9 protein-coding genes and 1 pseudogene are annotated in these 13223 nt (G+C 57.8%); 9 read left to right on the top strand and 1 reads right to left on the bottom strand.

Annotated features, from left to right (window positions below):
* Window positions 1-271: 271 nt before the first annotated feature.
* A complete protein-coding gene (locus ACZYSM_RS28345) occupies window positions 272-1267 on the bottom strand; it encodes a LysR family transcriptional regulator (RefSeq protein ID WP_489076866.1) in 996 nt (331 codons plus the stop codon).
* 88 nt (window positions 1268-1355) lie between these two features.
* On the opposite strand from ACZYSM_RS28345, the gene tssB reads away from it, so the two are divergent.
* The 9 genes and pseudogenes from tssB to ACZYSM_RS28300 form a co-directional block, all read left to right on the top strand.
* A complete protein-coding gene (gene tssB, locus ACZYSM_RS28340; protein ID WP_150652848.1) occupies window positions 1356-1859 on the top strand; it encodes a type VI secretion system contractile sheath small subunit in 504 nt (167 codons plus the stop codon).
* A 33-nt stretch (window positions 1860-1892) separates the two neighbouring features.
* Window positions 1893-3431 carry a type VI secretion system contractile sheath large subunit gene (tssC, locus tag ACZYSM_RS28335; RefSeq protein WP_489076864.1) on the top strand — a complete coding sequence of 513 codons (1539 nt, stop codon included), beginning with the start codon at window positions 1893-1895 and terminating at the stop codon, window positions 3429-3431.
* Between the two features lie 24 nt (window positions 3432-3455).
* Window positions 3456-4811 carry a type VI secretion system baseplate subunit TssK gene (gene tssK, locus ACZYSM_RS28330; protein ID WP_489076862.1) on the top strand — a complete coding sequence of 452 codons (1356 nt, stop codon included), beginning with the start codon at window positions 3456-3458 and terminating at the stop codon, window positions 4809-4811.
* Window positions 4808-5485: a type VI secretion system protein TssL, short form gene (gene tssL, locus ACZYSM_RS28325; protein WP_489076860.1), complete on the top strand. Its 678-nt coding sequence runs from the start codon at window positions 4808-4810 to the stop codon at window positions 5483-5485. Before tssK ends, tssL begins: the two co-directional genes overlap by 4 nt.
* On the top strand, window positions 5482-7236 hold the full coding sequence (locus ACZYSM_RS28320) for an OmpA family protein (protein WP_489076858.1): 1755 nt from the start codon (window positions 5482-5484) through the stop codon (window positions 7234-7236). The genes tssL and ACZYSM_RS28320 overlap by 4 nt, the downstream gene beginning before the upstream one ends.
* Before the next feature lie 15 nt (window positions 7237-7251).
* Window positions 7252-7743 carry a type VI secretion system tube protein TssD gene (tssD, locus tag ACZYSM_RS28315; RefSeq protein ID WP_150652853.1) on the top strand — a complete coding sequence of 164 codons (492 nt, stop codon included), beginning with the start codon at window positions 7252-7254 and terminating at the stop codon, window positions 7741-7743.
* Window positions 7744-7896: 153 nt separating this feature from the next.
* Window positions 7897-10545, top strand: coding sequence for a type VI secretion system ATPase TssH (tssH, locus tag ACZYSM_RS28310; protein WP_489076855.1), 2649 nt, complete (start codon window positions 7897-7899; stop codon window positions 10543-10545).
* Window positions 10545-12908, top strand: coding sequence for a type VI secretion system Vgr family protein (locus tag ACZYSM_RS28305; protein WP_489076853.1), 2364 nt, complete (start codon window positions 10545-10547; stop codon window positions 12906-12908). The genes tssH and ACZYSM_RS28305 overlap by 1 nt, the downstream gene beginning before the upstream one ends.
* A 92-nt stretch (window positions 12909-13000) precedes the next feature.
* Window positions 13001-13223 (top strand): annotated as a pseudogene (locus tag ACZYSM_RS28300) (hypothetical protein); the annotation flags it as partial.

The following is a 13223-nucleotide window of genomic DNA, read 5'->3' as shown; positions in this document are numbered from 1 at the left end:
GCTGACAACGCAGCCCACTGGGTGAAAGCGTGATCGTCGCCACTGGGACCGAGAGCGGCTTGATTAACACCTATCCCAATACCGAGTGCGCAACTCATTGCGCATAGTCGCGAGAGGTTATCGGTGTAGGCCACCTGCTGAGCTGGTCCAGCATGGTTGTGATGGAGGTCGGCGCTAATCGGTAGGCCTTGCCAGGTTTTGGGAGCCTTCGGTCGATCGGCGCGTAAGCGGTGTGAGCTTGGATTCAATTCAATTTTGCGTATGCCAAGTGTTAACTTGCCGGGTCGGCAGGAATCGGTTTTTGAGCGAACTCTTGAATCAGAGTGATCGCACGCTGCGCTATTGGAGATAGGGTTTTGCCGGCCACCTGAACGATCGCGTAGTTGAGATAGAATGTTTCCTGCGGTAATTCTGGGGTGAGCTGGTATTTCAAATCAACGATCACTCCCTTTTTTAGATCGTCAGCCAACCAGTCATTCCATGTGAATAAAAGGTAATTGCTTTTCAACGTTGCATGGCGCAGCAGGTTGAAGTCATTGCAATTCAAGCCAATGGGCAGTGCCGTGTTCTCGGCAAGGTTTAACAGATGGCGTATATGGTTCTCGGTTGTCTCGGTAAGGTTGATAAACGCCCAGGGGTAATTGAGTAATAGAGTCGAGGTGATTGGTTCTTTGTTGTGTACGAGTGGATGGTCAGCGCTACAGAAAATCGATGCAGGTCTGGGGGTTAAGGGCGTAATTGCGAACCTGATGTCATTAGCCCATATATCCGCATTGGCGATAAAAAATTCGAGGTCGCCGTCTACCAAAAGTTGGCATAGGTGTTGCCCATGATTGACCACGATGTCGAGCCTTGCAGCGGGACTGCGCGACCGTAGAGTGTTCATTACATCGTGAAGAACCCCACTTGAGACCATAAGGCTGGCCCCAAACTTCAGCTCGCCACCTTCTGCGGTGGCTAGGTCGTCTGCCTCAACAGTTAGATGGTCGGCCATATCGAGCAGTGCGCGTGCGCGAACCAGTAGTTGTCTGCCAGCCGCGGTGAGCTGCACAGAACGGGTTGTGCGATCAAATAAGCGTAAATTCAAATCCCTTTCTAGCGCTTGAATACTGCGACTGAAAGCAGTCTGAGAGAGCCTAGCTAGAGTTGCTGCACGTGAAAAACTGAGCTCGTCAGCCAGTATGACCAGGTGCCGAATTCGCTTTAAATCAATTAAGTCGTCCAATGCATTAATCCCTGCTCCAATATGCATTGGACGATTGTACATCCTTTGTGGATACTCTGCCGCCCCACAAAGGGGTGTGCAGCTGTTCGGTGTGATTGAGTGTTCTGTTGCGTAGATAGCATCTGGAGGAATTATGGCTTCAAGTTTTCAAAACGAGGTGCCCAAGGCGCGAGTCAATATCAAACTTGATTTGCATACCGGCGGTGCCCAGAAAAAAATCGAATTACCGTTGAAGTTGATGGTGATGGGAGATTACAGCAACGGCGAAGAGCAGCGGCCGTTGTCTGAAAGAGGCAAGGTGAGCATTAACAAAAACAACTTCGACAGTGTATTGGCCGAGTTTTCTCCGGCTCTGAAATTGGCCGTGGAAAATACCTTGGTCGATGACGGTGCCGACACGGCGGTCGCGTTGAGCTTTCAGAGCATGAAGGACTTCGAGCCGGAGCAGGTAGCGCGACAAATCCCGCAACTGCGGGCCTTGTTGGCCATGCGCAATTTGCTACGCGATCTCAAATCCAACCTGCTGGACAACGCGACCTTTCGCCAAGAGTTGGAACGCATCCTCAAAGATGATGCGCTGAGTAACGAGTTGCGAAATGAATTAGCCGCTTTGGCGCCCCAAGAAGATCGTTAATTACCGCTGGTTTGGTAAAAGGAATTTTGCATCATGTCCGTAGAGCAATCCGCCGCACCCTCCCAGGGTGCTTCAGTGTTGGCTGAAGATAGTCACAGTGTCTATAGCGCTTTATTCGCCAAGATTAACCTCAGCCCAGTTAATGCGTTGGGGGGAGTTGAGGCTTTTCAGGACGCCGAAGCACTGTCCGAAGTGTCTGCTGATGAGCGCGTTACTGCGGCCGTGAGTGTGTTCTTGAGCCTGTTGAAACAATCGTCACAGAAAGTCGAGCGGTTGGACAAAACACTGCTGGATGAACACATTGCGTCATTGGATGAGCAAATCAGCCGTCAACTTGATGCGGTCATGCATCATTCCGATTTTCAGCGTGTGGAGTCCACCTGGCGTGGTGTGAAGTCGTTGATTGATCAAACCGATTTTCGCCAGAACGTTCGTATTGAGCTGTTGGATATTAGTAAAGAGCACTTGGTGCAAGATTTCGAAGATGCACCGGAAATCGCTCAAAGTGGTCTGTATCTGCACACCTATACCCAAGAGTACGACACCCCGGGCGGCGAGCCGATTGCAGCGGCTATTTCTAACTACGAGTTTGACCGCAGTCCGCAAGATATTGCCCTGCTGCGCAATCTTTCAAAAGTAGCGGCGGCGGCCCATATGCCATTCATTGGTGCTGTTGGTCCGGCGTTTTTTGGCAAGGAGTCGATGGAAGAAGTCGCCGCCATCAAAGATATTGGCAACTACTTTGACCGTGCCGAATACATTAAATGGAAGGCGTTCCGCGACAGCGACGATTCCCGTTACATCGGCTTGCTGATGCCACGTGTGTTAGGGCGCCTGCCTTATGGCCCAGACACCATTCCGGTGCGCAGCTTTAATTACGTTGAAAACGTCAAAGGCCCAGATCACGACAAATACCTGTGGACCAATGCCTCGTTCGCCTTCGCTGCCAACATGGTCAAGAGCTTCATCGCCAACGGTTGGTGCGTACAGATTCGTGGGCCGCAGTCGGGCGGTGCGGTGACCGATCTGCCTATTCACCTGTACGACCTGGGCACAGGCAATCAGGTGAAAATTCCTTCCGAGGTGATGATTCCAGAGACCCGGGAATTTGAATTCGCCAATCTCGGCTTCATTCCGTTGTCGTACTACAAAAACCGCGACTACGCGTGTTTCTTTTCGGCCAACTCGGCCCAAAAGCCGGCGCTGTATGACACGGCCGATGCCACCGCCAACAGTCGAGTCAATTCGCGTCTGCCATACATCTTTTTGCTGTCGCGAATTGCCCATTACTTGAAGCTCATCCAGCGCGAAAACATCGGGACGACCAAGGACCGCCGTGTGCTGGAGCTGGAGTTGAACCGGTGGGTGGGTGGCCTGGTTACCGAAATGACCGATCCGGGCGACAACCTGCAAGCCTCCCACCCCCTGCGCGAGGCGAAGGTCACGGTAGAAGACATCGAGGACAACCCCGGCTTCTTCCGCGTCAAGCTGTACGCCGTGCCGCACTTTCAGGTTGAAGGTATGGACATCAACTTGTCGCTGGTTTCGCAGATGCCTAAAGCAAAAGCCTAAGCCACTTCGCAGGGAAATGATGTCATGAAGATCGACCGCCCCCTGTGGGCTGCGGGGGCATTGCTGTCTCCGCAACAATTCCAGCAGCAAGCGCGCTGGGAGGCCTGGGCTAACGAAAGTCTGGCCCACCTGTCTCTGGTACACCCCTGGGGTGTCCTGGGGGTGGCGTTCGACCTGGAAGCCCTGCGTTTGGGTAAGCTCAAGGCCACTCAAGTGCGTGTGCGCATGCCCGACGGTACGTTGGTTGATACTGACCGTGTGGATCGGCTGCCGCCGGCCCTGGAGTTGGCCCGCCTGCTACCGGACGATGCCCATAGTGCTACGTTGTTGTTGGCGCTGCCGCTGGAGCACGCCAACGGTAACAACTGTTTGTTCGACGGGGCCAGGGCCGAGCGGCCAACGCGCTATCGCCAGGATTGGCGGTCAGTGCAGGACCTCTATGCAGACGAAGTGCAGTCGATGGGGGTGCTGGAGTACGCCCTGACCCTGCGCCTGGCTGACGACGAGAATGCCGATTACCTGACGTGTCCGATCGTGCGTCTGGTGCGCGACGGGCAGGGCGCGTGGAGTCTCGATCCTGATTATGTGCCGCCGTTACTCAGCTTCGCGGCCCATCCGGGGCTGCTGACCCAGATGGACAATCTGTTGACCCAGTTGTCTGCCAAGCGGCAACGGCTGATGGGCATGCGCCGCGAGAGCAATCAGCGTATGGCTGACTTTGCTGTGGCCGATGTGTCGCTGTTCTGGCTGCTCAATGCTTTGAACACCTACCAACCGGTTTTGAGTGATCTCAAGGCGCATCCTGCGCGGCACCCCGAGCAGGTGTACCTGGAGCTGATCAAGCTGGCGGGCAGCCTGCTGACTTTTTCGCTGGAACACGATATCGACAAAATTCCTGCCTATCGGCATGAGCACCTGGAAAGCGTATTCCCACCCTTGATGCGCACCCTTTCGACCTTGCTGGAAGCCAGCCTGCCGTCGCGGGTTGTTGCGCTGGCACTGGAGGAAGTGGGGGCCAATCGCTGGAAAGTCACGCTCAACGATGCACGCCTGCGTGAGCGGGACGGGGCCGACTTCTACCTGTCAGTGCGTTGTCGCATGCCCGCGGCACAGTTGCAAAGTCAGTTCCCGCGCCTGTGCAAAGTAGGCACGCCGGATGATGTCGATCACCTGGTCAACGCTGCACTCGATGGTGTTCCGTTGTTGGCGCTCAGTCATGTGCCGGCAGCCATCCCGCTGCGCCTGGAGAACCAGTATTTCGCGCTTGATCTTGGTCATGCCAAGGGGCAAGCGATGCTGGCTGAAGGGACCTGTGCCTTTTACGTGCCGAGCACCTTGCTCGATATCAAACTTGAACTGTTTGCGGTACTGCGCACATGAACCTGGCCGCCTCGAAACAGACCGTCACCGCGCAGGACCTCGACGCGCTGCTGCAAGACATCTACCTGCTGGTCGTCGAGCTGCGCCAGGGTGCTTCGGTGCAAAACAGCCCGGACCTGTGGCACCACTGCGTAAGGAAAATTGAACAGCTCCAGCAGGCGCTCAAGGATGGCGCCGTCAATGCCCGCAGCATCGAGCTGATCAGCTATGCCCTGTGTGCTTTGCTGGATGAGACGGCCCTTGGCTGTGCCAAGCTTGAGGCTCATGCCAAGTGGGCCGGTGAGCCCTTGCAGGCCAAGTTCTTCAACCGCCATCAGGCCGGTGAGTTTTTGTATGAAGACATGCGCGAGGTGCTTGGCCAACCCTCACCCGATGTGCTGGTACTGACGGCATTCCAGCGGGTTTTGATGCTGGGCTTTCAGGGCCGATACCGCGATGTGAACGATCCTGAGCGTGAGCAACTGCTGGTTGCCTTGAATGCACAAGTCGCCCCTCTGTGGCTCAACCAGGCATTAACTACGCAAGACCGCGGCCATCGAATAAATCCCTTGCGCGGGCTGCATTCGCCACTGGTTCATTTTCTGGTAGCGGGTCTGTTGTTGGTGGGCGCTTGGTGGGGGCTGGATCACTGGCTGAGCGGTCTGGTCGCCGCACTTGTAACGGGTCAGGCATGAGGGCAGTGACAACGCTGAAGCTGGCGCGAGGCCTCTGGCTGTGGGCCGGTGTACTCGCCCTGGCGCTGCTGGTGGTCATACCGCTCGATGGCTGGGTACGTGCAGTGGCTGCGCTGGTCGTTGTGATGGTGATCACCTGGGCCTGGATCCGAACGGGGCGTTATTTTACCCGCCAGGATCAGCGACTGGTGCTGGCCGATAACACGCCTTTGCCACCGGCTGCCTACCGTCAGCCAGTGGTGTTGGTGTGTGGTGACGGTCTGAGCGGTCTATTTGGCGACGTGCCTGAACGGCAACTGGTTTTGCGCACCACGTCGCAGGGGTGCTACGTGCGTATACCCACTCTGGAGCAACTCGTGAGGGTGAGTTCAGGCATTCAGGCGTTGCGCCCGGATTGGGGAGGGCAGCTCAGCGTTATGTTCATCACCAACCCGGGCGAGCACACCGACGCCGCAGAGCTGGCGGGTCAGGTGCGCGCCTTTTGCCATCAGGTCGCCTTGGTCCGCAAGCGTGGCATTGCGCTACCGATGTTGTTAGTGAGCTATCTGCAAGCCGCAAAAAGCGAAGTGGCCTGGTTGCGTTGGGCGGCCGCTCAGTCCAGCCCTCAGGTGCACGAAGCCGGCGCCTGCGTCAGTCTGGTCGACTGGCAACGGCAGTCCGCCGATGGCGCAACGTGTGCCGCACGGTTGCGCAGTAGCGTGCAGCTAAGCAGCGCAGCGACGTGGCTGAAGGACGTCGTGCTTGCGCACCTCGAACCCGATGCTACCCGCGCTCCAGTGGTCTGCGCCATTACCTTAGTGCCGGCTTTGCCCCAAGTCGTCGGTAATCTATGGCAACAAGGGTTACGTGCGAAGGTGGGGTTGCAGGATGCGATGCAGCCTCTGGTGGGGATGAGTCCCGCCTTGCCGTTTCCTGACCCCTTGCTCAATTTGTTGCCGCTACACACTCGGCGCTCCCCGGTTCTGTGGACGAGTGTCGTGGCGTTGTGGATGTTCGTGGCAGCCGCGGCCGTGGCTCTGGCCAGCTCGGCTTGGCAGAACAATTTGCTGTTGCGCCAAGTCAGTGATGATCTGCGGCGCTACACCGCTATGTCCCCGGCCGAACGGCGTGATCCGTCTCAATTCGCCTTGCGCGACAACGCCATGACCGTGCTGCGCCAGGACGCCAAGCGCCTGGACGATAACTACCGGCAGGGCGAACCGCTAGCGTTAGGCCTGGGCCTGTATCGCGGCGAATACCTGCGGTTACCGCTGCTGGCGACCATTGCGCGTTATCGACCGTCGGTTGAAGCACCAGTGCCTGTGATAGCGCCTGCGTTAGTGAAGATCTCCACCCCGGTGCGACTGGACAGCCTGTCGCTGTTCAGTGCGGGCAGTGCTCAATTAAAACCGGATTCCACCAGAGTCCTGATTAATGCCCTGGTTGACATCAAAGCTCAGCCGGGCTGGCTGATCGTCATCGCTGGGCATACCGATCTCACGGGTAACCCAGAAAAAAATCTTGAATTGTCCCGCGCCCGTGCTGCTTCGGTACGTGACTGGATGCAACGCATGGGCGATATCCCTGACAGCTGCTTCGCGGTTCAAGGCTTTGGCGCTAACCAGCCAGTGGCCAGTAATGATACTGCGGTCGGGCGTGCAGCCAACCGGCGTGTCGATATCCGTCTGGTCCCGGCAGTGGGGGCTTGTGAGCGTCCGACTTCGGGACTGGACCGCTTCACCCTGTCGCATCACGCGGCATTCAAATCTTGAGAAAAGGAGTTTTACATGGGAAATACAATCCACCTCTGGCTGGCAGACAGCGGCGGCACGCCGATCAAAGGTTCATCGACCGTAGAGGGGCGGGTGGGCAGTATCGAATTAATTTCTCAGGATCACAGCTTGTTCCTTCCCACCGACGACCACACCGGCAAGGTAACAGGTACTCGCAGACATGAGCCGTTCGCGTTCACCAAGAAAATCGATGCCTCCAGCCCCTACCTGTACAAGGCGGTGACCAGTGGGCAGACCTTAAAGAGCGCCGAGTTCAAGTGGTACTGCGTTAATGAGGCCGGCAACGAAGCCGAGTACTTCATTACCAAACTGGAAGACGTCAAAGTCGTGAAAGTTGCGTCGAAAATGCACGACATCAAAGACCCAGACAACAAGATGCAAACCTATCTCGAACACGTTGAGTTGAGCTACGAGAATATCCTCTGGACCTTTGTGGAAGGAAAAATTGAACATGAGGACTCCTGGAGTCAACGCACCAAACTCTGACGCAATAAACCCGTAGACGGTGTCCGTCTGCGGGTTTGCGGTGTGCTGGGTTGAGCGTCCGTGCGCGGGCGTTCAGCCAAACACATCGAGTTGCACGCTCTCTGCACTTTCCGTTGGCGATACGCCAAATCTACAGAGTAAGGATGTCGTTCCATGGAACAGAACCCCAACCGTTTGCTTCGCCGTCTCAACCCTTATTGTGCCAAGGCACTGAGCGCGGCGGCATCCTTGTGCCAGAGTCGTGCCCATGGAGTGATCAGCATTGAGCACTGGTTGCTCAAGTTGCTGGAGCAGGGCGAGGGTGATCTGGCGCTCATCGCTCGCCGCTACGAATGGGACCTGGATACGATTTGGCGCGGGCTGCTCGAGCATCTGGACACGTTGCCGCGTAGCGTGCAAAGCAAGCCTCAGTTGTGTGGCAAGTTGCAGCAACTGATCAAGAACGCCTGGCTGCAGGCGTCGCTGGATGGCAACAATGACTCCCTGCGGTCGGCCCACCTGCTCGGCGCACTGTTGGAAACACCCAGCCTGCTTGCGTGCGAAGCCGCCTGGCAGTTACTCAGTATCAGTGAGGCAGAGTTACAACGTTTGTTCGTGCTGCTCGATCAACGCTCCGAAGAGCGGCCACACAGACAGCAGGACGCTGCGCTGGAGATCATCAAGGCCCCGGTTCCATACCAAACTGACCCATCAGACGCCTTACAAGTCGTTCTGGACAAGTTTACCCACGACCTCACCGCCAAAGCCCAGGCAGGGCAGATCGACCCGGTATTCGGTCGGGACGATGAAATCCGTCAGGTCATCGACATCCTCAGTCGTCGACGCAAAAACAACCCGATTCTGGTCGGCGAACCTGGGGTCGGCAAAACCGCCTTGGTCGAAGGTCTGGCGTTACGCGTCGCCGAGGGTAATGTTCCCGACAGTCTCAAGTCGGTCAGTGTACGCACCCTCGATCTGGGGCTATTGCAAGCCGGTGCCGGGGTCAAAGGTGAGTTTGAGCAGCGCCTGAAAAACGTCATCGACGCCGTGCAGCAATCGGCCAACCCGGTGCTGCTGTTTATCGACGAAGCCCACACCTTGATCGGCGCCGGAAACCAGGCCGGCGGCGCTGACGCGGCGAACTTGCTCAAGCCTGCCTTGGCGCGTGGCGAGTTGCGGACCATCGCCGCCACCACCTGGAGCGAATACAAACAGTATTTTGAACGCGATGCCGCCCTGGAGCGACGCTTCCAGATGGTCAAAGTCGATGAGCCAGATGACGCCAATGCCTGTCTGATGCTGCGTGGCCTCAAGGCACGTTATGCCAGCCACCACGGCGTACACATTCAGGACGCCGCGGTACAGGCAGCGGTCACCCTCTCGCGCCGCTATCTAACGGGCCGCCAATTGCCGGACAAAGCCGTCGACCTGCTCGACACCGCCAGCGCACGGGTGCGTATGAGCCTGGACTGCGAACCCCAACCGCTGGTTCGCCTCAAGGCCCGGCAGACGGCTCTGGAGTTGGAGCGTTGTGCCCTGGAAGAAGATCAGCAACTGAGCGGCAGCGCCGCTGGCGAGCGCCTGGCGATCATCGCCGCGCAGCACGCTGACCTACATCACCAGCAACTGGAGCTTGAGGCGCAGTACCGGCACGAACTCAACCTCACTCGGCAATTGCTCGATGCCCGCCAGGTCGAACCGCCACAGATGTCCACCTGCCTGCAACTGCAACAACAACTGAGTGATGCCCAGAACAATCAGCCATTGCTGTCCCTGGACGTCAACGCCCGCAGCGTAGCCGAAGTGATCGCCGACTGGACCGGTGTGCCCCTGGGCAGTTTGCTTAAAGACGAGCACGCCAACCTGCTGGAACTGGAACAACAACTGGGTGCGCAGGTGATCGGCCAGGATCACGCCCTTGGCGCCTTGGCCCAGCGCCTGCGCGCCGCCAAGACCGGCCTGACAGACGAGAAAGCACCACTGGGCGTGTTCCTGCTGGTAGGCACCAGCGGCGTCGGCAAGACCGAAACCGCTCTGGCCTTGGCCGACAAACTGTTTGGTGGTGAAAAATCGTTGATCACCATCAACCTCTCGGAATACCAGGAAGCCCACACGGTCAGTCAACTCAAAGGTTCGCCGCCTGGCTACGTCGGCTACGGTCAGGGCGGTGTGCTCACCGAAGCGGTGCGTCAACGCCCCTACAGCGTGGTGCTGCTCGACGAAGTAGAGAAAGCGCACCGCGATGTTCTCAACCTGTTTTACCAGGTCTTCGACCGTGGCTGCATGCGTGACGGTGAAGGGCGGGAAATCGACTTTCGCAACACCGTCATTCTCATGACCTCCAACCTCGGCAGTGATGAACTGCAAGCTTGCCTGCACGAGTTCCCCGGCGCGCCGGACAGCACCTTGCACGAGTTGCTGCGTCCGATCCTGCGAGAACACTTCCAGCCCGCTTTGCTGGCACGTTTCCAGACCCTGATCTATCGCCCGCTGCAAGCCGACGCCCTCAAGCGCATCGTCGCGATCAAGCTCGCCCAGGTGGCCAAGCGTTTGCAGCGTCACTACGGGCTGGCTTGTCAGATCGACGCTGGGCTCAACGAGGCGCTGGTCGCCGCCTGTCTACTGCCTGATACGGGGGCGCGCAACATCGACAGCCTGCTTAATCAGCAAATCCTGCCGGTGCTCAGCCAGCAGCTACTGCAACGCCAGGCCGCCCGGCAGAAAACCCACGGTGTGACCCTGGGCTACAACGACGAGGAAGGCATCGTCCTGCATTTCATCGACGCCCAAGACGCGACAATGTCCGCCGTCATGGTGGCCTGATGGGCACCTTCTTCGATCACCAGCGATACACACTTAGCGTTCGCGACGTTGACGCACCGCTCGACGTTCTGACCTTTCAGGGCACCGAGGGCCTGAGCCAGACGTTCAACTACCGCATCGAGTTCACCTGCATCGACGGCGACATCGGTGCTGAAAAAATGCTCGGTCAAGACGCCAGTTTTAGCCTGTATGGCGCACCACAACAGCGGTTCATCGCTGGCCTTAATGTGCCGCCCGTTAAAGCGCTGCGCGTACTGCATGGGGTTGTCACCGGGTTCAAACGCCTGTCCAGTTCAATCGATGAAACCCGCTACGAACTCATCCTTGAACCACACTTGGCGTTACTCGACCGGGGCCGACAATTCCGTATCTACCAACACCAATCGGTGCCCGAGATCGTTGAATGCATCCTGCGCAGCCGCCACGATTTTGAAGGGCAGGACTTTCTCTTCAGCCTGGTGCGTGACTACCCCAAGCGCGAACAGGTCATGCAGTACGGCGAAAGCGATTTGGCTTTTATCTCCCGCCTGCTGGCCGAGGTCGGCATCTGGTACCGCTTCACCCGCGATGAGCGCCTGAGTCTCGAGGTAGTGGAATTCCACGACCACCAGCGCTACTACCAGTTCGACGTTGAGCTGCCATACCAGCCGCAGTCCGGGCTGAGCAGCAGCGGGCAAGACGGTGTATGGGCCTTGCAATCGAGCCATCAAGTGGTCGAGCAGCAAGTCAATTTTCGGGGCTATAACCACCGTGCAGCCAACGCTTACCTGGACGGCACTGTCGACCAGACCCGTGGCGTGAGTGGCACTTACGGTGAGGCCTATCACTACGCCGAACCCTACACCGCCCTCGGCGACGCCTATGACCAGGACGAAGACCTGCAAAGCGAAAGCGGCTACTTTTACGCCCGCCTGCGCCATGAACGTTATCTCAATGGCCAGACCCAATTGAGCGGGATCAGTAGCAGCGCCACCCTGGCCCCCGGCCAAGTGCTCACTATCAGCGGTGGCGCCCCCCAGGCCTTTATCCCCCGTTCGGTGATCACCCACGTGACCACCCACGGCGCCCGTGGCCGCCACTTCGAAGTCAGCTTTCAGGCCATTCCCTACTCGGAAACTGTGTGTTTTCGACCGCCGCTGCAAAACAAGCCGCAAATCGCCGGCACCGTCCCGGCCCGCGTCACCAGTCCGCAGGCCCACGATCCTTACGGTCACATCGACATTGAGGGGCGTTACAAGGTCAACTTCCTGTTCGACCGCGACAGCTGGAAGCCCGGTCAAGAAAGCCTGTGGCTACGCCTGGCTCGACCCTATGCGGGCGACACCCACGGCCTGCACCTGCCGTTGATTCCCGGTACCGAAGTGGCAGTAGCCTTTGAACAAGGCGACCCGGACCGCCCCTACATCGCCCACGCCCTGCACGACAGCCAGCGCCCCGACCACGTGACCTTGCGCAACTACAAACGCAATGTGCTGCGCACCCCGGCCAACAACAAACTGCGCATGGACGACACGCGGGGCCAGGAGCACGTCAAGCTCAGTACGGAGCACAGCGGCAAGAGCCAGCTCAATTTGGGGCATATCGTCGATGGCCAGCGCCAGCCGCGAGGCCAGGGTGCCGAGTTGCGCAGCGATGGGCATGCCGCTATTCGGGCGGGCAGTGGCATTTTTATCAGTGCCGACACGCAGCCCGGAGCCCAAGGGCAGATGCTGGAAATGAACGACGCCCTGCGCCGCTTGCAACAGGCTGGCGATCAGTTGGAAGGGCTATCGGTCGATGCCCAATCTTCCAATGCCGATCCGGCAGATGTGCAGGCGCAACTGGCCTTTATGCGTGATCAGATCGATCAACTCAAGGCCTCGATTGTATTGCTTAGCGCTCCCCAGGGCATCGCCCTGACCAGCGGCCAACACCTGCAACTGGCCGCGCAGCACAACCTGATGATCAACGCCGGTGGCGAGGCTGATATCAGCGTGGTCAAGCGGCTGTTCATGGGCGTGGGACAGGGATTAAGCCTGTTTGTGCGCAAGCTGGGCATCAAGTTGATTGCCAATCAGGGGCCGGTGAGCATTCAGGCACAAAACGACACGCTGGAACTGATGGCCCGCCATGGCTTGGAGATCCTCAGTACCGAAGATGAAATCCGCATCGTCGCGAAAAAGAAAATCACCCTGAATGCCGGGGGCAGTTACATCACCCTCGACGCGTGCCGTATCGAGTCTGGCACCCAGGGGGATTACAACGTCAAGTCTGCACACTTCGATTATCTGGGACCAGCACAACAAGTACTGGATATGCCACAGCCACCTCAATTAACCGAGCATAAATCTAAGTCTCTAGGACTTATGGATTTCTCTGGCTGATCCCTTTGTAAAACCAGGAGTGCATTTCCCCATGACCCGCTTGTTCTCTCAGTTTTTTAATCTCTTCAGCAGTGACCGAGGGGCACCGACTTATGTCTGATGTGCCGGAAGCGCTGCAACCGCTGAAAAGCTGGAGTCATCCCTTTAAGGATACAAATAACCCGCTGTTGCAGTTGACTCAATTAGCTAAGGCGAAGGCGGGCTTCTATCCAATAGGCACCAGTGGTCTATGCCACGGCGGCGTGCATTTCGACAGCGGTACTGCCGGTGCTCTGGATCAATCCAGCGTGCATTGCTTGGCCGATGGTGAAGTGG

It is taken from the genome of Pseudomonas sp. F220, assembly GCF_057813935.1.
This window is presented reverse-complemented; position numbering and strand designations above follow the sequence as displayed.

Coding starts and splice junctions, on each gene's coding strand:
- tssD (WP_150652853.1), top strand. CDS start 7,252: ATGGGAAATACAATCCACCTCTGGCTGGCAGACAGCGGCGGCACGCCG.
- ACZYSM_RS28345 (WP_489076866.1), bottom strand. CDS start 1,267: ATGTACAATCGTCCAATGCATATTGGAGCAGGGATTAATGCATTGGAC.
- tssC (WP_489076864.1), top strand. CDS start 1,893: ATGTCCGTAGAGCAATCCGCCGCACCCTCCCAGGGTGCTTCAGTGTTG.
- ACZYSM_RS28305 (WP_489076853.1), top strand. CDS start 10,545: ATGGGCACCTTCTTCGATCACCAGCGATACACACTTAGCGTTCGCGAC.
- tssK (WP_489076862.1), top strand. CDS start 3,456: ATGAAGATCGACCGCCCCCTGTGGGCTGCGGGGGCATTGCTGTCTCCG.
- ACZYSM_RS28320 (WP_489076858.1), top strand. CDS start 5,482: ATGAGGGCAGTGACAACGCTGAAGCTGGCGCGAGGCCTCTGGCTGTGG.
- tssH (WP_489076855.1), top strand. CDS start 7,897: ATGGAACAGAACCCCAACCGTTTGCTTCGCCGTCTCAACCCTTATTGT.
- tssL (WP_489076860.1), top strand. CDS start 4,808: ATGAACCTGGCCGCCTCGAAACAGACCGTCACCGCGCAGGACCTCGAC.